General features: G+C 45.7%; 22 protein-coding genes. All 22 read left to right on the plus strand.

The genetic code is table 11. The features are described 5' to 3' along the window. The first annotated feature begins 206 nt into the window (after nucleotides 1-206). Nucleotides 207-2,309: a polyribonucleotide nucleotidyltransferase gene (gene pnp / locus ACUC6J_RS09905; RefSeq protein WP_016820985.1), complete on the plus strand. Its 2,103-nt coding sequence runs from the start codon at nucleotides 207-209 to the stop codon at nucleotides 2,307-2,309. Between the two features lie 224 nt (nucleotides 2,310-2,533). Next, nucleotides 2,534-3,541, plus strand: coding sequence for a polysaccharide deacetylase family protein (locus ACUC6J_RS09910; RefSeq protein ID WP_447250118.1), 1,008 nt, complete (start codon nucleotides 2,534-2,536; stop codon nucleotides 3,539-3,541). A gap of 66 nt (nucleotides 3,542-3,607) precedes the next feature. Beyond that, a complete protein-coding gene (locus ACUC6J_RS09915) occupies nucleotides 3,608-4,867 on the plus strand; it encodes a M16 family metallopeptidase (protein ID WP_017427946.1) in 1,260 nt (419 codons plus the stop codon). Continuing rightward, a complete protein-coding gene (gene dut, locus ACUC6J_RS09920) occupies nucleotides 4,851-5,297 on the plus strand; it encodes a dUTP diphosphatase (protein WP_447250119.1) in 447 nt (148 codons plus the stop codon). The genes ACUC6J_RS09915 and dut overlap by 17 nt, the downstream gene beginning before the upstream one ends. A 191-nt stretch (nucleotides 5,298-5,488) precedes the next feature. Beyond that, on the plus strand, nucleotides 5,489-6,388 hold the full coding sequence (gene dpsA / locus ACUC6J_RS09925) for a dipicolinate synthase subunit DpsA (RefSeq protein WP_016820989.1): 900 nt from the start codon (nucleotides 5,489-5,491) through the stop codon (nucleotides 6,386-6,388). After that, nucleotides 6,385-6,978, plus strand: coding sequence for a dipicolinate synthase subunit B (locus ACUC6J_RS09930; protein WP_016820990.1), 594 nt, complete (start codon nucleotides 6,385-6,387; stop codon nucleotides 6,976-6,978). The genes dpsA and ACUC6J_RS09930 overlap by 4 nt, the downstream gene beginning before the upstream one ends. Nucleotides 6,979-7,112: 134 nt before the next feature. Then, nucleotides 7,113-8,150: an aspartate-semialdehyde dehydrogenase gene (locus tag ACUC6J_RS09935; protein WP_016820991.1), complete on the plus strand. Its 1,038-nt coding sequence runs from the start codon at nucleotides 7,113-7,115 to the stop codon at nucleotides 8,148-8,150. 36 nt (nucleotides 8,151-8,186) lie between these two features. Continuing rightward, nucleotides 8,187-9,404, plus strand: coding sequence for an aspartate kinase (gene dapG, locus ACUC6J_RS09940; protein ID WP_016820992.1), 1,218 nt, complete (start codon nucleotides 8,187-8,189; stop codon nucleotides 9,402-9,404). A 41-nt stretch (nucleotides 9,405-9,445) separates the two neighbouring features. After that, entirely contained in the window at nucleotides 9,446-10,327 is an 882-nt protein-coding gene (dapA, locus tag ACUC6J_RS09945; RefSeq protein ID WP_016820993.1) for a 4-hydroxy-tetrahydrodipicolinate synthase, read from the plus strand. A gap of 345 nt (nucleotides 10,328-10,672) precedes the next feature. After that, nucleotides 10,673-12,352: a ribonuclease J gene (locus tag ACUC6J_RS09950; RefSeq protein ID WP_013370737.1), complete on the plus strand. Its 1,680-nt coding sequence runs from the start codon at nucleotides 10,673-10,675 to the stop codon at nucleotides 12,350-12,352. Between the two features lie 229 nt (nucleotides 12,353-12,581). Next, nucleotides 12,582-13,430, plus strand: coding sequence for a ClpP family protease (locus ACUC6J_RS09955; RefSeq protein WP_017427948.1), 849 nt, complete (start codon nucleotides 12,582-12,584; stop codon nucleotides 13,428-13,430). Further along, nucleotides 13,427-13,639: a YlzJ-like family protein gene (locus ACUC6J_RS09960; protein WP_019687008.1), complete on the plus strand. Its 213-nt coding sequence runs from the start codon at nucleotides 13,427-13,429 to the stop codon at nucleotides 13,637-13,639. Before ACUC6J_RS09955 ends, ACUC6J_RS09960 begins: the two co-directional genes overlap by 4 nt. A 103-nt stretch (nucleotides 13,640-13,742) precedes the next feature. Beyond that, nucleotides 13,743-16,424, plus strand: a complete 2,682-nt coding sequence (locus ACUC6J_RS09965) for an FtsK/SpoIIIE family DNA translocase (RefSeq protein WP_090887165.1) — start codon at nucleotides 13,743-13,745, stop codon at nucleotides 16,422-16,424. A 225-nt stretch (nucleotides 16,425-16,649) separates the two neighbouring features. Further along, entirely contained in the window at nucleotides 16,650-17,501 is an 852-nt protein-coding gene (gene sleB, locus ACUC6J_RS09970; RefSeq protein WP_257126949.1) for a spore cortex-lytic enzyme, read from the plus strand. Between the two features lie 160 nt (nucleotides 17,502-17,661). Beyond that, nucleotides 17,662-18,942: an EF-P 5-aminopentanol modification-associated protein YfmF gene (gene yfmF / locus ACUC6J_RS09975; protein ID WP_167438447.1), complete on the plus strand. Its 1,281-nt coding sequence runs from the start codon at nucleotides 17,662-17,664 to the stop codon at nucleotides 18,940-18,942. Between the two features lie 2 nt (nucleotides 18,943-18,944). Further along, the gene (yfmH, locus tag ACUC6J_RS09980; protein WP_019687011.1) at nucleotides 18,945-20,225 is read left to right on the plus strand and encodes an EF-P 5-aminopentanol modification-associated protein YfmH; all 1,281 of its coding nucleotides are present in this window, start codon (nucleotides 18,945-18,947) and stop codon (nucleotides 20,223-20,225) included. Between the two features lie 20 nt (nucleotides 20,226-20,245). Further along, nucleotides 20,246-21,013 (plus strand): elongation factor P 5-aminopentanone reductase, encoded by a 768-nt coding sequence (ymfI, locus tag ACUC6J_RS09985; protein WP_016821000.1) that lies wholly within the window; start codon nucleotides 20,246-20,248, stop codon nucleotides 21,011-21,013. 102 nt (nucleotides 21,014-21,115) lie between these two features. Beyond that, nucleotides 21,116-21,370, plus strand: a complete 255-nt coding sequence (locus ACUC6J_RS09990) for a DUF3243 domain-containing protein (protein ID WP_016821001.1) — start codon at nucleotides 21,116-21,118, stop codon at nucleotides 21,368-21,370. A 229-nt stretch (nucleotides 21,371-21,599) separates the two neighbouring features. Next, nucleotides 21,600-22,373 carry a DUF3388 domain-containing protein gene (locus ACUC6J_RS09995; protein WP_013370747.1) on the plus strand — a complete coding sequence of 258 codons (774 nt, stop codon included), beginning with the start codon at nucleotides 21,600-21,602 and terminating at the stop codon, nucleotides 22,371-22,373. 30 nt (nucleotides 22,374-22,403) lie between these two features. Continuing rightward, nucleotides 22,404-23,501: a helix-turn-helix domain-containing protein gene (locus tag ACUC6J_RS10000; protein ID WP_039277139.1), complete on the plus strand. Its 1,098-nt coding sequence runs from the start codon at nucleotides 22,404-22,406 to the stop codon at nucleotides 23,499-23,501. 84 nt (nucleotides 23,502-23,585) lie between these two features. After that, complete coding sequence (locus ACUC6J_RS10005) at nucleotides 23,586-23,750, plus strand: hypothetical protein (protein ID WP_013370749.1); 165 nt, start codon at nucleotides 23,586-23,588, stop codon at nucleotides 23,748-23,750. Nucleotides 23,751-23,895: 145 nt separating this feature from the next. Continuing rightward, nucleotides 23,896-24,387, plus strand: coding sequence for a YajQ family cyclic di-GMP-binding protein (locus ACUC6J_RS10010; protein WP_013370750.1), 492 nt, complete (start codon nucleotides 23,896-23,898; stop codon nucleotides 24,385-24,387). Nucleotides 24,388-24,547: the final 160 nt, after the last annotated feature.

The raw sequence follows: 24,547 nt of genomic DNA on the forward strand, positions 1-24,547 counted from the left end.
CATGTAATGAGAAAAGAAGCCTGGTTGTTCACCGCTTGTCCCTGCTAAGGCGACGGCGGACAGCAGCCGGGTTCTTTTTTGAAATGAGGAATCTTTTTTTGAATTACATATCCTATTTTGTCTGTGAGCTTCTTATGAATAAGACCTGCGCAGGAAATACTGGATGTGTATAGAACTTTTACAATGAAATGAAATGGAGGGATACCATGGAGCAACGCGTAGAAATGCAACTCGGCGGAAGAAAGCTGGTGCTTGAAACAGGACGTCTTGCAAAACAAGCCAATGCGGCAGTTAAGGTGAGTTACGGAGAAACAGTTGTGCTGTGTACTGTGACCGCTTCCCGTGAACCGAAAGATTTGGACTTTTTTCCGCTGACCGTGAACTATGAGGAAAGATTGTATGCTGTGGGGAAAATTCCTGGCGGATTTATTAAGCGTGAAGGACGCCCGAGTCAAAAGGCGATTTTATCCAGTCGTTTGACAGACCGTCCAATTCGCCCATTGTTCCCTGAAGGTTTCCGTAATGATGTGCAGGTGTTAAACCTAGTCATGAGTGTTGATCAGGATTGTGAACCTGAAATTGCAGCCATGATTGGAACCTCGGCAGCACTCAGTATTTCGGATGTTCCTTTTAACGGTCCAATTGGCGGGGTTGCTGTAGGTCGTGTAAACGGACAATTTGTAATTAATCCAGATATTGCACAGCAGAACGCGAGCGATCTGTATCTCGTTGTAGCTGGAACAAAAGATGCTATTATGATGGTAGAAGCAGAAGGCGATGAGATTCCAGAGGAAGTTATGCTCGAAGCTATTATGTTCGGACATGATGAAATTAAGAACATTGTGGCAGTTATTGAACAATTGGTGCAAGTAGCAGGTAAAGAGAAAATGCAGGTTAAGCTGCATGCTGTTGATGAAAAAGTGAACAGTGAAGTACGTGCTTATGCAGCTGATCGTTTGGTGGAAGCTGTTAAAATTGCAGAAAAACATGCCCGTCAAGAGGCGATTGATGCCGTTAATGAAGAGACCGTTGCCCATTTTGAAGCACAATACATAGAGACACCTGAGCTTTTGAGTGATGTGAGCGAAGTTCTCTATGATATCGTTAAGGAAGAAGTCCGTCGTCTGATTACGCATGATAAAGTGCGTCCTGATGGTCGTAAGCTTGACGAAATTCGTCCAATTGAAAGTGACACTAGCATTTTGCCGCGTACGCACGGTTCAGGCTTATTTACACGCGGGCAAACGCAGGCGCTTAGCGTTTGTACTCTTGGTGCTCTAGGGGATGTACAAATTCTAGACGGTATTGATCTGGAAGAAACCAAACGCTTCATGCATCATTACAATTTCCCTCCATTCAGCGTAGGTGAGGCTCGTCCTTTGCGCGCGCCAGGTCGTCGTGAAATCGGACATGGTGCTCTTGGTGAGCGTGCGCTTTCCAAAGTAATTCCTTCCGAAACTGAATTTCCGTACACGATCCGTCTGGTTTCCGAAGTACTGGAATCGAATGGATCGACCTCACAAGCTAGTATTTGTGCAAGCACACTGGCTATGATGGATGCAGGTGTACCGATTAAAGCTCCAGTTGCAGGTGTGGCCATGGGATTGATTAAGGACGGAGATCATGTTTCCGTACTGACAGATATCCAAGGTATGGAAGATCATCTGGGCGATATGGACTTTAAAGTTGCTGGTACAGCGGAAGGCGTAACTGCCATTCAAATGGATATTAAAATTGACGGTATTGACCGCAATATTTTACAGGATGCGCTCAAGCAAGCCAGAGAAGGACGTTTGTTCATTCTTGGCAAAATGATGGAAGCGATCCAGAAGCCACGTGAGCAATTGTCTCCGTACGCTCCAAAAATTATGACAATGCACATTAACCCGGACAAAATCCGTGATGTTATTGGAGCTGGTGGTAAAATCATCAACAAGATCATCGAAGAAACCGGCGTGAAAATCGATATTGAACAAGATGGTCGTGTGTTCATCGCTTCTACAAATCAAGAGATGAATGAGAAGGCGCGTTCCATTATTGAAGGTATCGTAAAAGAAGTCGTGGTCGGCGAGATTTACATCGGTACAGTCAAACGAATTGAAAAATTCGGCGCATTTGTTGAAATTTTACCGGGTAAAGATGGTCTGGTTCATATTTCTCAACTGTCTACTGAGCGTGTAGCCAAAGTTGAAGATGTCATTGCTATTGGTGATACGATTACGGTGAAAGTAACTGAAATCGATCAGCAAGGTCGCGTCAATTTGTCTCGTAAGGCAGTACTGACGGCTGAAGCTCCTGCTAAGTCCTAGGTTGTGAGACCGCGAACTACTGTAATAGGGAGTCTATACGTTTGTACAGAATAAGGGATTTGAATAGCATAAATTAAGCTTTTGGAAAGAGGCAGAGCTACGTTTCTGGCTCTTTTTTCATACATATGCACAAGCTGCACCCAAGTGGGCTTCTATAGCTTACTACGTCATAGATCTTGTCCTCCCCGCATACAATGTGGACAAACGAGCGGGAGGATGAAGGAATGATGAGTAGGGTGAAACGAGCGGTGTGGGTGGTAGCCACTTTAGCCGTCACACTGGTAATCGGGCAGTTTAGCGGGGTTCGTGACTACGCTAGTCAATTACGCAATGGAAACGCTACAGGAGCCGAAGAGCTTGAAGCTACACCCACGATGGCGGTGGCAGCTTTGCCTGATAATGCGCTTATGCAGCGACTAAGGACAGAAGCAGCACGTCAGCGGAGAGAACCAGTTGATGCCAAGGTCGACAGGGTATGGAAGGCTATTCCAGGTTATAACGGACTGGAGGTCGATTTGGATGCTACCTATCGCAAAGCCATTGCAGCTCCAGATCGGCCTATTCAATATGTATATCGCCAATTGGCACCCAAAATACATTTAAATCAACTGGGGAATGTCCCAATTTACAGGGGCAATCCTGAAAAACCGATGGTATCCTTCATGATCAATGTAGCATGGGGGAATGAGTTTATCGTGCCTATACTGAATACATTGGATCAGGAGAGGGTTAAGGCTACATTTTTTCTTGATGGAAGTTGGCTGAAGAAAAATCCTGAACTTGCCAAGGAAATTCAAAGAAGAGGGCATGAGCTTTCGAATCATGCTTATTCTCATCCCAATATGAGTCGTTTGAGCCGAGCCAGAGCCGTACAAGAAATCGAAAAGACGGAAATGCTTCTTCAAGAAACTTTGGGTGTCAAAAATAATTGGTTTGCCCCTCCATCGGGGGATTTTAATCAACAAACAGTGGATATAGCCGCAGAGCATGGACTCAAAACTGTGTTGTGGACATTGGACACCGTAGATTGGAAACATCCGTCACCAGAATCGGTGGTTCATAAAATCAACAGCAAGGTTGAGTCAGGCTCCCTGATATTGATGCACCCAACAGATTCTTCGGCTGCTGCTCTCAAAGGTATGATTCATGCCATTCGTAGTAAAGGACTTGTGCTTGGAACTGTCAGTCAGACGCTTTCCCCTGATCGGCAGCTACTAGCTCCGGTTGAGTGAACGTCTTTTTTCTGTTAGGATTGAACATTATGGCAAAGTATGCAATTCAGTTTAGGAGGGCCAAGCGTGGAAAGAATTCAACTCAAAAACGGCCTAAGAGTGGTCATCGAAAAAATTCCAACCGTGCGTTCTGTTTCTTTCGGCATCTGGGTTAAAACCGGTTCCCGGAACGAAACACCGGACAATAGCGGTATTTCTCATTTTATTGAACACATGCTTTTCAAAGGAACAGAGCGTTTTAGTGCTAAAGAAATCGCTGAGCAATTCGATGCCATCGGAGGAAATGTTAATGCTTTCACTTCGAAGGAATATACGTGCTATTATGCGAAAGTGCTAGATGAGCATCTACCGATCGCAGTCGATGTACTGTCTGATATGTTCTTTAATTCCAAATTGGATCAGGAAGAGCTCGCAAGAGAGAAAAATGTGATTTTGGAGGAAATCTCCATGTACGAGGACACACCGGATGATATGGTGCACGATCTTGTATCTCGGGCGGCCTATGGCGAACACCCACTGGCTTATCCGATTCTCGGAACCGAAGATCACCTGCTAGCTATGGATAGCTCACATCTCAGCCATTATATGAAGGAGCACTATACAATCGACAATACAGTTATCAGTGTAGCTGGTAATGTTGACGATCGTCTTGTAGAATTGCTGGAGCAACATTTTGGGCATTTCGATAATCACGGAACCGTTTCGCCACTGACAGTACCTGCGTTTAACGGTCAGCTCTTGTACCATGAGAAAGCAACGGAGCAGAATCATATTTGTCTATCTCTGCCTGGATTTGCAATAGGCGACGATCTCCAGTATGCTATGGTTTTGCTGAATAACGCGATCGGCGGGGGCATGAGCTCACGTTTATTTCAGGAAATTCGTGAAAAACGCGGACTGGCTTATTCGGTCTATTCCTATCATAGCTCCCATGCCGATAGTGGAATGTTCACAATCTATGCAGGTACCGCTCCTAAGCAAACAAAGGATGTGCTCGATTTGACGCTGGAGCTGTTACGAGATGTGGCTATCAATGGTTTGGACGCTAATGAGCTTCGTAAAGGCAAGGAGCAGCTAAAAGGAAGTCTGATCTTAAGCCTTGAGAGTACGGGTAGCCGAATGAACCGTCTTGGAAAAAATGAGTTAATGTTGGGTCAGCATTATACGCTGGATCAAATGATCGAACACATCGAACAAGTGACGGCTGATGATGTGAACAAAGTGCTGGACCGGATGTTTTCGGAGCCGTTTGCTCTGTCAATGGTCGGAGCGAGCGATTCAGCGGTTAAGGATATGAGGAGGGACTATTTTGTTAACTTACGTTGAAATTAACAGACTCGGGGGCAATGAAGATATTGAGCTCCCTCGCAAAATGTCAGAGCTTGCATCGGGATTTGACTTGTATGCAGCAGTACAGGAGGATTTGGTTCTGGAACCTGGCAAACGTTGTCTCATTCCAACTGGATTTGCAGTAGCTATGCCAGCAGGATTAGAGGCACAAATCCGTCCGCGTAGTGGACTGGCTCTCAAGCATGGTATTACTTGTCTTAACACGCCTGGAACGATTGATGCAGATTATCGTGGAGAGATTAAGGTGCTTCTTATCAATTTAGGCGAGGAACCGTTCACCATTACGCGCAATGAGCGAATTGCACAAATGGTATTTCAGGTTGTGCCTGAGGTGGAGTTAAAACAAGTAGACCATTTGTCTGAAACTGTACGCGGTGCTGGAGGCTTTGGTCATACAGGACGCTGAGTCTACGGTTCACTTGCATGCAGTGTAATACAATTGTCCATTTTGTAGGAAGCTTCAATATTACTCGCTTAAGAGTAAGCATACACATAAAAGTCGTTCCGTAGAGGGGCGGCTTTTTTGTGTTTTTTCACCCCTTCCCGGGCATCTGCATAGAATAAAAGCATATCGTGTCTCGGAAAGGAGTGATCCGGATGCTAACAGGAATGCGCATCGTTGTTTTGGGTGGCGATGCGAGGCAGCTTGAGGTAATCCGCAAATGTGTCGACATGGATGCTACTGTCACTGTGGTCGGCTTTGACAAGCTCGAAGTACCACTCAAAGGAGTCACATTAGAGCCATTGTCTGTCAAGCTGCTGGAATCGTCAGACGCACTGATTCTGCCAGTGGTGGGATGCGATGAGGAAGGCAACGTGAATGCACTTTTCGGAGCACAAAAGCTCCAGTTTCTGAATGAGCATGCTGCTGCTCTTCCACCGCATTGCGTTGTATATACAGGGATGGCGCGAGCGTACTTAAAAGAAATTTGTACCAGGCATGAATTGAAGCTGGTTGAGCTGCTGGAGAGAGATGATGTGGCCATATACAATTCTATACCTACAGCTGAAGGCGCACTGATGATGGCAATTCAGCATACTGATTTTACGATCCATGGTGCAGATTGTATGGTTCTAGGCATGGGACGGACTGGATTTACCATGGCAAGGGCACTACAGGGGTTGGGAGCCAAAGTGAAAGTTGGAGTACGGCGGGCGGAGGATGCAGCGAGAGCCGTGGAGATGGGTTGGAAGCCTTTTATGACAAGGGATTTAGCGAATGAGACAAAGGGAGTTGACTTGATTTTTAATACGATACCCTCTATGATTATCACAGCGCAAATTCTGTCTAAATTGCCACTGAGTACCGTGATTATAGATCTTGCTTCCGCCCCAGGCGGTTGTGATTTCCGGTATGCGGAAAAGCGTGGAATTACGGCTATGCTTGCCCCCGGTCTTCCCGGTATTGTTGCTCCCAAAACTGCTGGTACCATTATAGCGAATACGCTGGTGCAGTTGTTAATGGAAGATAATCCTGATCGGGGGGATGCACAATGAGTTGGCAAGGGAAAACGGTAGGTTATGCTATTACAGGCTCACATTGCACATTTGAAGAGGTAATGCCTGTTATACAGCGCTTTGTTGATGAGGGTGCGAAGGTCGTTCCCATTATATCCAATACCGTACTAACAACGGATACTCGCTTCGGTACTTCGCAAAGTTGGCAAAAACAGTTGAAAGATATAACAGGGAATGATATCATTTCTACAATTGTGGAGGCTGAGCCACTGGGACCCTCCCAAATGCTCGATGTGCTGGTGATTGCACCTTTGACGGGGAATTCGATGAGCAAGTTAGCGAATGCGATGACGGATAGTCCGGTTTTGATGGCTGCCAAGGCGCAATTACGCAACGGCCGTCCACTTCTTTTAGCCATATCTACTAATGATGGACTTGGTCTAAATGCTGCCAATATCGCCAAGTTACTAGTAGCCAAGAACATCTTTTTTGTGCCGTTCGGACAGGATAATCCAGTTAAAAAGCCGAACTCGCTTGTAGCCAATATGGAATTGATTCCCGAGGCTGCCTATGAAGCATTGCAGGGCAGGCAGATTCAGCCGATGATTGTGGAACGCAAGACCCCATGAAGTACTATAATTAACTGCTGAGCATCCCTCGCCTAGAAGATGATTCGATAATCCATCGGGTCTAATTTCTTGTTGGCGGTGGATGCTTTCAGAATAAAAAATGGTTTTTTAGTCGAGAAGGGGAGATACACCAGATGAGCAATAGAAAGTTTAATGTAGCTGTCGTTGGAGCGACAGGCGCTGTAGGGGAACAGATCGTAAATCTGCTGGAAAAACGCGATTTTCCTGTAGACAAAATCAAATTTCTTTCTTCGCCTCGTTCTGCCGGCACGTTAATTAGCTTTAAAGGTCAGCAGATTCCAGTAGAGATTGCTACCCCCGACAGCTTTGAAGGAATCGACATTGCTTTGTTTAGTGCAGGCGGAGACGTGAGTAAGGAACTGGCGCCGCATGCTGTTCGTCATGGGGCAGTTTGCATTGACAACACCAACGCATTCCGAATGGAACCGACAGCTCCTCTTGTAGTACCTGAGGTGAACAGCGACAAAATTGCCGAGCATCAGGGAATTATCGCGAACCCGAACTGCTCCACCATTCAGATGGTAGCTGCTTTGAAACCATTATATGATCAGTATGGTATTTCTCGTATCATAGTATCCACGTACCAGGCCGTTTCCGGCGCTGGAAGCCGTGCTATTGATGAATTGAATCGTCAAAGCGCAGCCATTCTTAACGGTGATGAAGTTCAGCCAGATTTGCTGCCGGTAGGTTCGTTGCCAGTAAAGCATCAGATTGCTTTCAATGCTATTCCGCAAATTGATAAATTCCAGGATAATGGTTATACACTGGAAGAAATGAAAATGGTACGCGAAACGAAAAAAATACTAGGTGACGATTCTGTAGACGTAACGGCAACGTGCGTTCGTATTCCTGTTGTATATGGTCACTCGGAATCTGTCTATGTAGAGCTTAAAAATGATTATGATCTAGAAGAAGTTCGTAATCTGCTGGCTTCCGCACCTGGAGTAACGCTGGTAGACGATCCTACTGCCCAGCTTTATCCGTTGGCATCCGAAGCTGCAGGAAAACCTGACGTATTCGTAGGGCGTGTACGTCGTGATTTGGGCAATAGCCGTGGATTGAATTTGTGGGTCGTATCCGACAATCTGCTCAAGGGAGCGGCATGGAACGCGGTGCAAATCGCGGAAATTATTGCTGCAAAGGCGGAGTAACGTTCCTAAAGCAGGGAGTAATATGGGGGAAAAATAATGGGTATTTTGGTGCAAAAATTTGGGGGAACCTCGCTGTCCACACCTGAAGCGCGTCAACTTGTGCTGGCACATGTGAAGCGGGAGCTGGAGCAAAATCTTCGATTGGTTGTTGTTGTGTCGGCCATGGGGAGAAAAGGAGAGCCCTATGCAACGGACACGCTGCTGGATTGGGCGGCTTCTAACGGTGACAGTCTTCCTAAGCGCGAGCGGGATTTACTGCTGTGCTGTGGTGAAATCATTTCTGCCGCTACGTTATGCAGCCTGATGGAGAAGGAAGGTATTCCTGCTACGGTGCTGACTGGAGCACAGGCAGGCTTTATTACGGATGATCAATATGGCAATGCTCGCATTTTGGATATCAAGCCAGACCGGATTGTGGAAGAGCTGAACCAAGGCAGAGTTGTCATTGTGACAGGTTTTCAGGGACAAACTGCTGATGGTGATATGACTACCCTTGGTCGGGGAGGCAGCGATACGTCAGCTACGGCGCTGGGGGCTGCTCTACATGCAGATATGGTGGATATTTATACAGATGTGAATGGTATATTAACCGCTGATCCGCGTATTGTGGAAAATGCGAAGCCGCTTGCACATGTTAGCTATACAGAAATTTGTAATATGGCTCATCAGGGAGCCAAGGTGATCCATCCTCGTGCTGTTGAAATCGCCATGCAGGCGAATATTCCGGTACGGGTTCGCTCAACCTTCTCCGAAGGAGAGGGGACGTTGGTTACCCACCCAGAAGGCTTTAAAGACGTGCAGGCAGATATCGTAGACCGTTTCGTGACCGGTATTGCGTATGTCGGCAATGTTACTCAAATTACTGTTGAATTAAAGTCAGGTTTGGAGCACTTGCAATTACAAGTGTTCAAATCTATGGCTGAACATGGAATCAGCGTTGATTTTATTAACGTAACTCCATCAGGGGCGGTTTATACCGTATTTGATAATGATGGAAGCAAAGCGGTTGAAGTACTTAACGGTTTAGGACTAGAGCCTAAGATACTGGCCGGATGTGCTAAAGTTTCGGTCATAGGCGGTGGTATCAACGGGGTACCAGGTATTATGGCGACAATTGTGGAGGCATTGACAGAATCAGACGTACAGATCCTTCAATCGGCAGATTCCAACACCACGATCTGGGTACTTGTTAAAAAGGAAGATATGGTGCAGGCTGTACGCGCATTGCATAATAAATTTGAACTCCATCAATAGGCGCATTGTCCGTGCTCGGACTTGCAAAAAAAGGAGGCAGCATGGTGAACTTCGGCAGATTGATTACCGCAATGGTGACACCTTTTGATCAGCAAGGAGAGATTGACTGGACTGCATTGTCCTCGTTGATTGATTACTTAATAGAAGAACAGCATTCAGAGTCACTTGTTGTATCTGGAACAACAGGGGAGTCTCCTACCCTGAGCGATGATGAAAAAATTAAGTTGTTTGCATTTGTTGTAGAAAAAGCAGCTGGGCGATGTAAAATTATTGCCGGGACGGGAAGCAATAATACACGTCATTCCATCCATCTCACCCGTGCTGCGGAGCAGGCGGGAGCAGACGGTGTGCTGCTGGTAGTGCCATATTATAATAAACCGAATCAGGAAGGGATGTATCAGCATTTCAAAAGTATTGCAAACTCCACATCCCTTCCAGCTATACTGTATAATGTTCCAAGCCGTACCGGAGCCAGCCTAACAGCTGAAACGACACTGCGACTTGCACAAATTCCGAACATTGTAGGAACCAAAGAATGTGCATCACTTGCACAGGTCACACAGATTGCAGCGTCAGCACCAGAAGGCTTTCTGGTTTATTCCGGGGATGATGCATCCGGACTGCCAGCCATGGCTGTAGGTGCTTATGGCATTATCAGCGTAGCGAGCCACGTGGTAGGTGCAGAAATGAAGCGGATGTTGGATTCATTTGTAGGGGGACGCGCGCAGGAGGCAGCCAAACTGCATCAGCAGTTGTTCCCAATTTTTAAGGGCATGTTCGGCTGTCCTCATCCTCTACCTAATCCGGTGGCTGTAAAGTATGCATTAGAATTACGAGGGATTAAGGTAGGTTCAGTTCGGTTGCCGCTTATTCCTCCTACCGAAGATGAAGCGAAGTTTATTAAGAATTTATTTACCCGCTAAAAAGAAATAGCTGTAAGATGTTTATAAATATAAGGAGTACCCTTGTTAAGGGCAGTCGGTAGGTGCAACACCGACTCGGTTATTGTCTGACAAGGTCCTCTGGCATGAAGGGCGTTCTTATAGAACGTCCTTTTTGCTATGCTGTTAATCAGGTATGTAGATAAAATGACACTTACTTATGGTTTGGGAAGGCAATGGGAAACCTAGCGTAACGAACAGGATGACTTGTTTTTTCGTATTTTAATCATGTATAATGGGGTCAAGTGACTGGGTGCGGTATTTTTTTGAAAATTAAATAACAAATCAAGGTACGACGTCCAACTACCATAGGAGGTTTAGATTCATTTGTCTAAAAAAACAAACAACGATAAATTGATGATTTTCGCTTTGGGCGGCGTCGGTGAAATCGGGAAAAATATGTATGTCGTTCAATACGGCAATGACATCGTCGTGGTGGATTCCGGTCTGAAATTTCCGGAAGAGGACATGCTTGGCATCGATATCGTTATTCCTGATATTTCCTACCTTACAGAGAACCGCGACAAAGTAAGAGGCATTGTGCTGACTCATGGTCACGAGGACCATATTGGCGGTTTGCCTTACGTGCTGAAACATTTGAATGTACCTGTATATGGTACCAAATTGACGCTGGGACTGGTGGAAAACAAGCTGAAGGAAGCGAATCTGCTTGGTGAAACCAAACGTATTTTGATCAATGCTGATTCCGAAATCAAACTGGGCTCCACATTGAAAGTAACATTCTTCAAAACCAACCATAGTATTCCTGATTCAGTAGGTGTTTGCATTGATACTCCTGAAGGCGCTGTTGTTCATACAGGAGACTTCAAATTTGATCATACTCCGGTGAACGGACAATATGCAGATTTGCAGCGTATGGCTGAGATTGGCACACGTGGCGTATTGGCTCTATTGTCAGACAGTACCAATGCCGAAAAACCGGGCTTTACACCTTCGGAAAAGAGCGTTGGCATTGTGTTGGAAGATATTTTCCGCAAGTCGAGACAGCGTGTGGTCGTAGCCACTTTTGCTTCGAACGTACATCGCATTCAGCAGGTCATTAATGCTGCTGAGGCAACCGGACGCAAAGTAACGGTGATTGGTCGCAGCATGGTTAATGTCGTAGGTATTGCTTCTGATTTGGGCTACTTGGAAATTCCAGATGGAATGCTGATTGAGCCTGAAGAAGTTGGCAAAATGTCAGCGGATCGCGTAGTTATTCTCTGCACAGGTAGTCAAGGTGAACCGATGTCCGCTTTGACAAGAATGGCTCGTTCTACGCATCGTAAGGTAGATATTCTTCCAGGGGACTCAGTGATCATCGCAGCTACTCCGGTACCAGGTAATGAAAAATATGTTGGACGCACTATTGATGAGCTGTTCCGTCTGGGTGCCAATGTATACTACAGCGCAGCTAATCCTGGTATCCACGTTTCTGGACACGGCAGCCAGGAAGAACTCAAGCTGATGCTGAATCTGATGAAACCAAAATTCTTCTTGCCAATTCACGGTGAGTTCAGAATGCAACGTCGTCACGCTCTTCTGGCTGAAGGAGTAGGTATCGAGCCTGAAAATATCTTTATCACGGATATCGGTGAAGTCATTGAAATTCAGAATGGCGGAGCACGCAGAGCTGGTAAAGTTACAGCAGGTAACGTACTGATCGATGGACTAGGTGTAGGAGATGTAGGAAATATCGTGTTGCGCGACCGCAAATTGTTGTCACAGGACGGTATTTTGGTAGTGGTTGTCACACTGAGCAAGCAAGATGGCACGATTAAGTCAGGCCCAGATATCATTTCCCGTGGTTTCGTGTATGTTCGTGAATCAGAAGGTTTGCTAGATGAAGCAAATCGTATTGTTTCAAGTACACTGCATAAGCTCATGAGTGAAAATGTAAATGAATGGGCTTCCCTGAAGACAAATGTCAAGGATGCACTGGGTCGCTTCTTGTATGAGCAAACTCGTCGCAGACCGATGATTCTGCCAATTATAATGGAAGTGTGATTCGATTGAAATATGTTCAAAAACTTGAATTAAAAACTTAAGTCACAGGCACACAGTCGCCTCTCTTCCCGCAGGAAATATTGGACGGTTTCCGCGGAAAGAGAGGCTTTTTTTGATTTTAGAGTCGAGGAAAGGCATGGAGGTGGGTATAAAATATTCCATTTCCATCCCATACTATAGGGTGAAGACGGGGCACATAGATGCGTATAGCGAAAGGAAGATCACCCATATGGAACATTACAGCAATTTATCTTCTGGCAACGAGGAAACGGAAGCGCCAGAACAACCAGAGGTTGGACAAAGACCCGTTTTACCTGCTATGGAGGCTTTACAGCAGCTGGGTCAAACCTCCATGCCCGGAAGCGAGTCCAATATTTTTTGTATGACGATTATCGGTCAGATTGAAGGACACCTCATCTTACCGCCTCAAAACAAAACAACAAAATATGAGCATATTATTCCGCAGTTGGTAGCGGCAGAGCAAAACCCACGTATCGAAGGATTAATGATTTTGCTGAATACAGTTGGTGGTGATGTAGAGGCAGGACTGGCTATTGCAGAAATGATCGCATCGATGAGTAAACCAACAGTGACCATTGTTATAGGGGGTGGACATAGCATCGGTGTGCCGATTGCTGTATCTTCTACGTATTCTTATATTGCCGAGAGTGCGACGATGACCATTCATCCAATTCGTATGAGCGGCCTGGTCATCGGAGTCCCACAGACTTTTGAATATATGGAAAAAATGCAGGAGCGTGTCGTCCGCTTCGTCGTTTCTCATTCTCGCATTACAGAAGAGCGGTTTAAGGAACTGATGTTCAAAACTGGTGAATTAAACCGCGACATTGGTACAGCGGTCGGAGGAATTGATGCAGTAAAATACGGTTTGATGGATGCGGTTGGTGGTATAGGAGAGGCGCTGAAACAGTTGAATACCATCATTGAGACGCGCCGTCAGCAGAACGGCATGACAGGGACTCCACAGCAGCCCCCTTATGCACCTTTTTCGCCCAATGCCACAGGCACCCCTACAGGAACCCTTTCAAGTGAGCACAGCAAGGAGCTGCCCCAATGACACTATATACTGTAATGCCAATGGAATTGGTGTGGGAAGGTATGTGGAAGGAGGCAGAGGAGCTTGTAGAGGTCCGGGTAGATGGTCTGCTTATGCAGGTACAGCCGCTTGAAAGTCGTCGGGGGATCATAGTAAGGCTCTTGGACTGTCCATTGGATGCCTACCTCAATCCTCGTTATGGACCAGGTCAGATCATTGAGTGGTCATAGAAGCTGTCGAATAGTACAGAAATAGGTCATTTGCTGCTGAAAAAGAACATATGTGCGGATAGCGAGTGACGTGGTATAATATTCTTCTGGGGGGTGACCTTGTATGTCCAGAAGAAGAAAAAGAAAAAAGAAAGCCATATTTGGCGGAGTTTTAAAATATGAAATTTACGGCATTGTGCTGATTACATTGGCGGTCATTGCGTTATCGGGTGAAGCGGCAGTTGGTCGGTCGCTATCCAAGATGTTTGGGCTTGTACTGGGGAAATTCTATTTTGTGATTCCCCTGATTGGCATTTATTATGGTCTGATGGTGATGATTCACCGCAAGTGGCCGAACCAGTGGAACTCACGGAAGACGGGTTTGCTGTTGTTGGTATTTGCCTTTACACTTATGAGTTCTATTTCATCTATGGAGCAGCGTTTGGGACCGATTAACGCGCTTCAGCCGGGCGGAGTGATGAGCCAGATACATATAGATATGCGTGAGCAGTTGCTGTCGCCTGATCAGCAAGGCCATACCTCGATGCTGAATAAGGATATTAGCGGGGGCTACGTTGGCGCATTACAGCTTACCGTTCTGTTGTGGCTGTTTGGTCTCACAGGAGCTAAGCTGATCATGATTGTCATGTTCGTCATTTGTTTTATGCTGATGACCCAGCTGTCTTATGTGGATTTAGTGAGGATTGTAAAGACCAAGCTACTGACAGCCGGGGGAAGCGTGCGGAAAAAATGGACTGGTAAAGCCACTCCGCTTTCTGCATCTAGCAAAGGCAGTGGAAATAGAAAACCCAAATCTGAGCCTATTCCTGCCTATGAAGAGGATATGGATGATGATTTTGATGAAATGCAGCCTCCAGCACGCAAGCAGCCAATTTTCTTTCAGTTGTTTGGCCTTAAAAATACAGATAAGGCGGACAAGGAAGAGCAAACTGCACATGCGGATGAAGATGAACATGATCTTCTATATGAGGCTGGTGACGCGCAGCCTCAGTGGAGAAATGGCAATCAGGGAGAAGAGCTGTCTGACGTAATCGAACACGCTGAGCAGGAAGCCTCAATTCCGGTAAAAAGATCGCCAATCATTAGGGACTTCTTCGAACAAGTGAAAAATGAGGAAAAAAGATCAGAGGCTGAACTTGAAGACTCCCTGACAGGTGGAGTGCGGAACGATTCCATTGATGAACCTCTGGATAGTAATTTTATGGATGCCGATGCGAATACGAATATAAATATAAATGATTCGGCAACGATCCATGGGACATCAGAAGAAGCTCAGGAACTGGCTCAGACGATTGCTAATGGATTGACAGGCGAAGAAGCTGAAGGGAACAATGTAGCTATTCCAGCTCCACCACCGCCTAAGCCGTACAAGCTTCCATCGTTCCGTTTGCTTGCCAAACCGCAAAATGCAGGCAAAGGTATGGGACAAAAGGATTACATGCAAACAGCACGCAAGCTGGAGGCCACGCTGGAAAGCTTCGGTGTTCGGGCGAAAGTGCTGGAGGTTGTACGTGGCCCAGCCGTCACACGCTATGAAATCCAACCGGACATTGGCGTGAAGGTTAGCCGGATTGTAAGTCTGACGGATGACATTGCACTTGCGCTTGCTGCAAAGGATATCCGTATGGAGGCACCTATTCCCGGCAAGTCCGCCATAGGAATAGAAGTTCCGAATAATGAAGTTTCTATCGTAACCATGCGTGAGGTAATGGAAACGACAGTTTTCCAGGAATCAGTTTCCAATTTGTCCATTGCATTTGGCCGTGATATTGCAGGACAAACGATTGTTGGTAATTTAGCTAAGATGCCCCATCTGCTTGTAGCTGGAGCTACGGGTTCGGGTAAATCGGTGTGTATCAATGGGATTATCACGAGTATTTTGTACAAAGCGAAGCCAGATGAGGTGAAATTTCTGATGGTTGATCCCAAGATGGTGGAGTTGAACGTGTACAACGGAATCCCCCATTTATTGGCTCCGGTCGTGACTGATCCCAAGCGTGCCTCACTGGCATTGAAGAAAATCGTAGTTGAAATGGAAAAAAGGTATGAGTTGTTTTCCAAATCAGGCACCCGTAATATTGAGGGCTACAACAATTTGATGAAGGATAACCCGGATGCATTTCTGCCTTACATTGTCGTTATTGTGGACGAGCTGGCAGATTTAATGATGGTTGCTGCAGGAGATGTGGAGGATGCGATTGCGCGACTTGCCCAAATGGCGCGTGCAGCAGGCATCCATCTGATTATTGCAACACAAAGACCTTCGGTTGATGTAATTACAGGGGTTATTAAAGCCAATATTCCTTCACGTATTGCTTTCGGCGTTTCTTCGCAGGTGGATTCCCGCACCATACTGGATATGGGCGGTGCTGAGAAACTGCTTGGACGTGGTGACATGCTGTTCATGCCGATGGGGGCTTCCAAACCAGTCCGCGTTCAGGGAGCGTTTATGAGTGATCAGGAAGTGGAAAACATTGTTAACTATGTGCGTGAACAGGGTGAAGCTCAGTATGATGAAACGCTTGTGCCTGAGGTGGAAGAGGTATCCACTGATGCGGATGAAATGCTGGATGAGCTGTATGATCAGGCTGTCAACATCATTTTGGAGGCTAAACAAGCTTCCGTTTCGCTCCTTCAGCGCCGTATGCGGATCGGTTATACACGTGCTGCCCGACTGATTGACTCCATGGAAGCCCGCGGTGTCATCGGTCCTTACGAGGGAAGTAAGCCTCGTGAGGTACTTATCTCAATGGAACAATATCAGCAAAATAAAGTTAGCTCCTGAGCATTATCTTTTATCAGCATTCCACTTAAACGCTGTTTGTACGCATGATGAGTTGTTAAATATGACAACTCCATGCACGCAAATAGCGTTTTTTTGTGATGTTTTTTTGAGGTGTGGAACTGCCTGCTCAAAGAAGATTAAAAGGGTGAATAGCTTCTAGCGGAGCTTGTCATAATAAACGTAGCCATCCTGTTAATCCCACAAAAGAAAGGTAGAGCGCAGCATATGAAAAAAACAATGGTCTGGATTTGCACGGGTATCCTCGCAGCCTCGGCTATTACGTACACGGGACTTTTTAAAAACGACTCTGTACAGCAGCGAGTAGAGTCGCCAAGCACGCAGCAGAAAGTAACAGCGCCGCAGCCTGTTCAGCCGACATTCAGTTCAGAAGCGGTTGATTTTGGCTCTTATGGCCAGGATGTATATGAACTGCAATCACGATTGAAGCTGCTGGGTTTTTTTGGCGGAAAAGTGGACAGCCATTTTGGCAGCAGTACACTAAAGGCTGTAAAGGGTTTTCAAAAGGAGTTTGGTATCAGACCCGATGGAGTGGTTGGTGCGAAAACCAAATTAAAGCTGGTGAATGCTACTCCACACTGGAAGCCGACGGAAACGCCTATGCATCGTAATAATCAAGGTTCTGATCAGGGACAGGCAGCGAACAAAAACGATAAATCTGATCAAAATGAGGAAACGATGGGATCAGCCAACACCATGGGACTGTCTGAAAACGATCTTAAAATCATGGCCAATGCGGTCTATGGTGAATCCCGTGGTGAGCCGTTTGAAGGACAAGTTGCCGTGGCGGCTGTTATTTTGAACAGGGTCAAGTCGCCAAGTTTTCCAAATACACCGTCTGGGGTAATCTTCCAGCCGGGGGCTTTCACTGCTGTAGCAGACGGCCAAATCTGGCTCACGCCGAATGAGACTGCACAAAAGGCGGTACGTCAAGCCCTGAACGGCTGGGACCCAAGCGGAGGATGTCTATATTATTTTAACCCTAAAACAGCTACCTCCAAATGGATTTGGAGCCGTCCGCAGGTGAAAACCATCGGGGAACATATTTTCTGCATGTAAAACGCCGAAGCAGCCGGGAGCTTGTCTCCGGTTGCTTCTTGGCTTTTGCATGGTTAGAATAAAGATTGGTACACTTTACCTCTTTACAGGAAAAAGATGTACAGTAGCTATTGCTAATCAAAGGCTAGACGCAAATTGACGTCACAAAGGAGTTTTGGACTTGAACAAAACAGGTTTCGAGCGTGGCACACGCAGACAACTAAGGATTCATGTACTGCCCACCAAGCGCTTTAAGACGTTCGCCATATCGTTGTATGTAGGTACTCCGCTACGTGAGGAAACTGTAACTCGTGTGGGACTGGTACCTTTCGTTCTGCGACGGGGTACAGAATCGTATCCGCAGACTACACAATTTAGAGAGCAGTTAGAACAATTGTATGGTGCGGGTTTTGGATTCGATGTATATAAACGTGGAGATTATCAGATCGTGCAATTTCGCATGGATACAATTAATGACAACTTTGTAAGCAGTCCGGATAGTTTGCTGGATCGTTCGTTTTCTTTCCTTGGAGAGGTTCTGACGAAACCTGCATTGGAAAACGGTGCATTTCAAACGGGATATGTACAGCAGGAACGAGAAAATGTTCGTAAGAAGCTGGAATCTATAGTTAACGATAAAATACGTTATGCTGGGGAGCGTTGTATGGAGGAGATGTGCAAAGATGAGCCTTATCGTCTGCATCCTCTTGGTCAACGATCAGATCTGGACAGCATAAATGCACAAAATTTGTATGAGGCTTATGGAGACTGGCTGAATAATGCCAGCATGGATTTATACGTCGTGGGAGATACCACGCTGGAAGAAGTTGAAAAGTTTGTGGATCGCTATTTTCAATTAAACCGCTCGACGGAAACGGGATATGTACCTGAACAGCCCAAATCGGTAGAACGTGATGTTCAAACTATAGTAGAGCGTCTTGATGTAAACCAAGGCAAGCTCAACATGGGGCTACGAACCTCTATTACGTATGGCGATGAACGTTATGCTTCTGCATTAATGTACAATGGCGTTCTGGGTGGGTATCCGCATTCAAAGCTGTTTGTCAATGTGAGGGAGAAGGAGAGTTTGGCGTATTATGCTTCGTCACGCTATGACGGGCATAAAGGCATTGGCACAATACAATCCGGTATCGAAATTCCTAATTATGAAAAAGCGGTTACTATTATCCGCAAGCAACTGGAAGATACACAAAATGGAGCAATTACCGAGCTGGAAATGACCCAAACGCAGGCAATGATACGCAACTTGCTAAAGGAAATGCAGGACTCCGCTTTTGAGATGATTGCCTATGATTTTAACAGACAGCTTTCCGGCAAAGAGCGGACGGTAGAGGAGCTGCTGAGCCAGGTGGAGGCAGTCAAGGTGCAGGATGTTCAGGATGCCGCCCGGACGTTCCGACTGGACACTATTTATTTCTTGAGAGACCAGAAGGGGGAATAGCGTTGGAGCATATATCGTATGAGCACTTGCAGGAGACGCTGTACTATGAAGTAATGGATAATGGCTTGCACGTTTATGTGTTGCCCAAACCGGGCTTTCAGAAGACGTATGCCACATTTGCAACTAAATATGGCTCGGTTGATAATCATTTCCGGGTAGAAGGTCAACAGTCCGTCAAGGTGCCGGATGGCATAGCTCATTTTTTGGAGCATAAAATGTTTGAAGAGCCCGAAGGCGATATTTTTGCTACCTTTTCCTCTAATGGAGCATCGGCGAACGCATTTACGAGCTTTGATCAGACTGTATATCTGTTTTCGGCAACCGAACGCATTCAAGAGAATTTGACCACACTAGTCAATTTTGTTCAGCATCCTTACTTTACAGATGAAAATGTGGAGAAGGAAAAAGGCATTATAGGCCAGGAAATCAATATGTATGAAGATAACCCCGACTGGCGGAGTTACTTTGGTCTGATTGAGGCATTGTACAAGGTCCATCCGGTGCATATTGATATAGCAGGTACTATTCAATCCATCAGTACGATTACGAAGGAAACGTTGTACAGTTGCTATGAAGCTTTTTACCATCCAAGTAATATGATTCTTTTTGTAGTAGGTGGAGTGGATCCAGCCGAAGTAATCGAATTGGTACGTAATAATCAGGCGAAAAAGGACTATAAGCCGCAGGGGGAGATCGAGCGGATTTTCGATGATGAACCCACAACGGTTGCAGAGCCGCGTCATGAGGTAAAGCTGGCTGTTTCTTTGCCAAAGTTGCTGTTTGGATTCAAGGAGGCTGAAGTAGGTCTAACGGGAGAAGCTTTGCTACGTCATGATCTGGAAACCAAGCTGATGCTTGATCTCTTGTTTGGTTCCAGTACACAGCTATATCAGAAGCTCTACGATGAGGACCTGATTTCGGACAGTTTTGGCCATGAGTACAATAGTACGCAACAGTATGCATTTTCTGCGATCGGCGGGGATACCAAAGACCCTGATCGGCTGTTGGCTAGGATACGAGAAGAGGTAGAGTCTATTCAGAAGCAGGGGTTTGCAGCAGAACATTTTGAACGAGCGCGCAAAAAGAAGATCGGCGGTTATCTACGCACTCTCAATTCTCCCGAAAATATTGCGCATGAGTTTACAAGACATCGCTTCCGCGGCAGTGATTTTTTTCAATTGCTTCCGGTTTATGAAAGTATCACGCTTGAGGATGTAAACCGTCGTCTGAAAGATCATATAAAGTGGGATCAAATGGCAATATCGCTGGTGGTGAGTCCGTAATGTCCAGGGAGAGGGAACCGATGACCACCGAGGGCGGAGAGTTAAAGGCTATTGGCGATACGACTGTGCTGATTACAGGAGCAAGTGGTGGAATTGGTGCGGCTATTGCCGAACGTTTTGCAGCAGTAGGGATGAATGTGGTCATTCACTACATGAAGTCCCATGAAAAAGCAAATGAAGTTGCTCGTCGTTGTATGACTTATTCAGGCAAGGTAATGACTGTTTCAGCCGATCTGCGGAGTAAGGAGCAGATTGAACGTATGCGGGAAAAGCTGGATAATCACGGAATGAAGCCAGATATTCTAGTGAATAATGCTGGATTATCACATTATGGGCTGCTTTCAGATGTATCGGAAGAGGAATGGGACGAAGTGATGGCCGTGAATGTTAAGGGAACTTTTTTGTGTACGCAGGTTTTTATGCCGCATATGATTTCCCAACGCTATGGCCGTATTGTGAATGTTTCGTCTGTGTGGGGCATATGTGGAGCTTCGTGCGAGGTATTGTACTCCACTACCAAGGGAGGCATTAACGCTTTCACTAAAGCACTGGCTCAAGAGGTTGCGCCTTCTGGCGTAACAGTGAATGCTGTGGCTCCAGGGGCGGTAGACACGTCGATGTTGGATCACTTGGATGCAGGCGAAATTAACAGTTTGGAAGAAGAAATCCCTGCTGGACGATTGGCACGGCCTGATGAAATATCGTCCCTGGTTTATTTTCTTGCGCTTCCTGAGTCAGGTTATATTAATGGCCAGGTCATAAGTCCTAACGGAGGATGGGTGACGTAAGGAAAACAGCGCTTGGAGGAATCCACCAGTATAGTAAGCGTCTGTGAAGAGCATATTACAACTGTTGATTTTAAATCTGAATCATCTAAGGAGGATTTAAGTATGTCAACAGTTGTTCAGAATTTTGATGTTTGGAAAAAGTTCCTTGGTCAGCGTGTAGAGCAAGCAGAGAAGCTGGGAATCAGTCAAGATACCATTGCGGAGCTTGCTTACGAAATCGGTGATTTTCTGGATGAGAAGGTCGATCCAGCTAACCATTCCAACCGCGCACTGAAAGAACTGTGGGGAGTTGCCGATGAGGACGAACGTCACACCATCGCCCGGCTAATGGTTAAATTAGCTAAGAGCAACGCATAAGTAGGAACCAACATGAAAAGCTCCCTTTTGGGGGGCTTTTCTGTAATGGTTACAGAGCTGTTCTTGTAATTCCATTGTAATTTATATATCATAAACGTGATTGAGGCTTACAACACACTGTAGCCTATCGAATTTCAATAATTGGGTTTTGTCGAATGATGCTATCTTATGATACAATAAGGCTTTGATTTGGCATTGTTGACGGTTTGAATGTGAATGAGGTGCTAACGTGACGGAAGAGACAAAACAGTGGTACATGGAATACAAGATACATAAAAATCGACCCGGACTGCTGGGGGACATTGCTTCCATGCTTGGTATTCTGGGGGTTAATATACTGACGATTAACGGTGTTGAAGGCGAAAGACGGGGGATGCTTCTCGAAACAGACGATGACGAGAAAATACGCATTCTCGGAGATACGTTGAAAAAAGCCAGCAACATTACAGTCACGGCCTTACGTGCTCCGAGACTGGTCGATATATTGGCAGTAAGACACGGCCGTTACATCGATCGGGATTCGGATGATCGTAAAACTTTCCGTTTTACACGTGATGAGCTTGGGTTGCTGGTCGATTTTTTGGGTGAAGTATTAAAGAGGGATGGCAATCAGGTAATCGGTCTTCGCGGAATGCCGCGTGTTGGTAAAACGGAATCCATTATTGCCAGTAGTGTATGTGCAATGAAGCGTTGGACTTTTGTGTCGTCGACGTTATTACGACAGACGGTACGCAGTCAGCTTTCTGAGGAAGAAATGAATCCCAACAATGTGTTTATTATTGACGGCATTGTGAGTACCATTCGATCCAATGAAAGACATTATCACCTGCTTCAGGAAATTATGAGCATGCCAAGTACCAAAGTGATTGAGCATCCTGATGTATTTGTGCGTGAATCGGGATACAGCTTTGACGATTTCAATATCATTATTGAACTTCGCAATAATCCGGCTGAGGAAATTATTTATGATACCTTTACAGCCAGTTATACAGAAGATCTTTAAATAAGTGTAATTACACAAGGAGATGATGACATGTCAGAACTGGGTCAGCAATTAAAGGAGGCCCGGCTGCAAAAAGGATTGAGCCTTGACGATGTTCAGGAAATGACGAAGATACGCAAACGTTATCTGGAAGCCATTGAGACGGGCGATTACAAAGTGCTGCCGGGAAGCTTTTATGTCAGAGCTTTTATTAAAACATACGCCGAAACGGTTGGGTTGAATCCCGATGAGCTTCTGGAAGGGCACCAAAGCAATGTGCCTGAACCTGAACCGGAAGCAGTCATGGAGCCTGTTACACAAAAACGCTCCAGCCGTCCCGCGACGATTGGCAATCTTAAATGGTTGCCTACAGCGTTAATGTGGCTTTTTCTAGTTCTCATTGTTGGGGTTATTTATGCTTATTGGGTGAGTAACAACCATTCCACTCCAAAAACAGCAGAAAATACAACGCCGATTACAACACCAAGTACAACACCAAGTACAACACCTAACACAACGCCAAGTACGACACCAAACACGTCTACTCCAAATACAACTACGACACCGAATAATGGTCAGACAACGGCACCAAATGGTGCTGGCGGGCAGACCCCTGATACGGGAAAAACCGGGGAAACCCAGCCAGGTGGTACGGGAACTACAGATGCGACTACTCCAAATCCTGGTCAGCAGCCGGATACGACTACGCCAGCGCAGGGAGTAACTGTGGCTCAGGATGGTAAGCAAGGCAAGACGACGATCTTCAAAGTCTCCAGTGCAACGGGGGCCACGGTCAAGGTTGATATTAAAGCAACGGGCGAAAGCTGGCTTGAGGTGTACAAGGGACAAAATTCCCGTGGAGAAAAGCTGAGCTATGGTATGACTAAAAGTGGAGATGCCATGTCTTTCGATATCGGTCCTGAAGGCTTATATATCAAATCAGGACGGTCTTCTGCCACGGATATTTCCGTCGCCGGCCAACCGATAACCGATAATAAATCGACGACTCGGGTGTTGATACAGCAAGGGGAAGCTTCTTCCACTGGAGCGAGTACTGGGGTGACGGGCTCAACGGATACGACGACAAATGGTAGTACGGATACTACACAAAGTGGGACAGATTCTAGTACAACTACTGATGGTGAATAAACGCCTTGTTGCGGGGAAATACTAATGACTGTAATTCTTGGAAAGTCAGTCATTTCATTTTCCGCAAAGTGAGGTGTATACGTTATGACCGTCAGCTGGATTGTGACTGGGCTCGGGATTATTGTCAGTTTACTGGGCTATTATCTAACACCGAATGCATGGGGCTATGGCATATTAGGCTTTGGTCTTGCTCACATTGTGCTTGGAATTTTGGATATGTTTAGAAATCCAACACGAAGTCACTATTAGAAATGTTAAACTGTAATTGTAAATAAAGGCGTTTTTGTCGGGGAACTGGCAAGAACGCCTTTTTAGTGAACGGATTATTGGATTTTTGTAAATGACTAGCCTATAATTAGATATTGAACTTTGTTGTGGAAAGGAAAGTGAAACGATGGCTTCAGAAAATTCATTTGATATCGTCTCCAAAATGGATATGCAGGAGTTAACAAATGCGGTTCATCAGACGGAGCGTGAAATTGAAACGAGATTTGATTTCAAGGGGAGCAAAAGTAGCCTCAAGCTTGAGAAAGATGCTCTTACGATTGCATCGGAAGATGAATACAAGCTGAATGCGGTGATTGATATTTTGCAATCTAAAATGGTCAAACGAGGTCTATCCCTTAAAAATGTGGAATTTGGAAAATTGGAACCAGCCTCTTTAGGTTCAGTGCGTCAGCGTCTTTCTCTTAAGCAGGGAATTGATCAGGATAACGCCAAAAAAATTAATATCCTTATTCGGGATTCCAAGCTAAAAGTGAAAAGTCAGATTCAAGGTGATCAAATTCGAGTAACTGGAAAAAACAGGGATGACCTACAGGCCATTATTCAATTGCTGCGGAAAGCTGATCTGCCGTTGGAGCTTCAATTTACAAACATGAAATAAGACGTTTTCTCTCATAGATTTTGTAGGACTAAACGTTGCTTGATGTGCAGCAGGTTATTTTGACATGCGTTTTGCGCCATATTATACTTGTAACGAAAATGCAGACATTAAGGTGTATAACGCTCGTCGAAAGCGATTTTACATAGGATTGATTTCAATC

The organism is Paenibacillus sp. JJ1683 (assembly GCF_053006485.1).

Bases quoted from the DNA above. Each gene is read 5' to 3' on its own strand.
- ACUC6J_RS09955 (WP_017427948.1), top strand. From the start codon at position 12,582: ATGGAACATTACAGCAATTTATCTTCTGGCAACGAGGAAACGGAAGCG.
- ACUC6J_RS10005 (WP_013370749.1), top strand. From the start codon at position 23,586: ATGACCGTCAGCTGGATTGTGACTGGGCTCGGGATTATTGTCAGTTTA.
- ACUC6J_RS09930 (WP_016820990.1), top strand. From the start codon at position 6,385: ATGAGTTGGCAAGGGAAAACGGTAGGTTATGCTATTACAGGCTCACAT.
- ymfI (WP_016821000.1), top strand. From the start codon at position 20,246: ATGACCACCGAGGGCGGAGAGTTAAAGGCTATTGGCGATACGACTGTG.
- ACUC6J_RS09990 (WP_016821001.1), top strand. From the start codon at position 21,116: ATGTCAACAGTTGTTCAGAATTTTGATGTTTGGAAAAAGTTCCTTGGT.
- ACUC6J_RS09960 (WP_019687008.1), top strand. From the start codon at position 13,427: ATGACACTATATACTGTAATGCCAATGGAATTGGTGTGGGAAGGTATG.
- dapG (WP_016820992.1), top strand. From the start codon at position 8,187: ATGGGTATTTTGGTGCAAAAATTTGGGGGAACCTCGCTGTCCACACCT.
- dapA (WP_016820993.1), top strand. From the start codon at position 9,446: ATGGTGAACTTCGGCAGATTGATTACCGCAATGGTGACACCTTTTGAT.
- dpsA (WP_016820989.1), top strand. From the start codon at position 5,489: ATGCTAACAGGAATGCGCATCGTTGTTTTGGGTGGCGATGCGAGGCAG.
- ACUC6J_RS09910 (WP_447250118.1), top strand. From the start codon at position 2,534: ATGATGAGTAGGGTGAAACGAGCGGTGTGGGTGGTAGCCACTTTAGCC.
- ACUC6J_RS09965 (WP_090887165.1), top strand. From the start codon at position 13,743: ATGTCCAGAAGAAGAAAAAGAAAAAAGAAAGCCATATTTGGCGGAGTT.
- sleB (WP_257126949.1), top strand. From the start codon at position 16,650: ATGAAAAAAACAATGGTCTGGATTTGCACGGGTATCCTCGCAGCCTCG.
- ACUC6J_RS09935 (WP_016820991.1), top strand. From the start codon at position 7,113: ATGAGCAATAGAAAGTTTAATGTAGCTGTCGTTGGAGCGACAGGCGCT.
- pnp (WP_016820985.1), top strand. From the start codon at position 207: ATGGAGCAACGCGTAGAAATGCAACTCGGCGGAAGAAAGCTGGTGCTT.
- ACUC6J_RS10010 (WP_013370750.1), top strand. From the start codon at position 23,896: ATGGCTTCAGAAAATTCATTTGATATCGTCTCCAAAATGGATATGCAG.
- ACUC6J_RS10000 (WP_039277139.1), top strand. From the start codon at position 22,404: ATGTCAGAACTGGGTCAGCAATTAAAGGAGGCCCGGCTGCAAAAAGGA.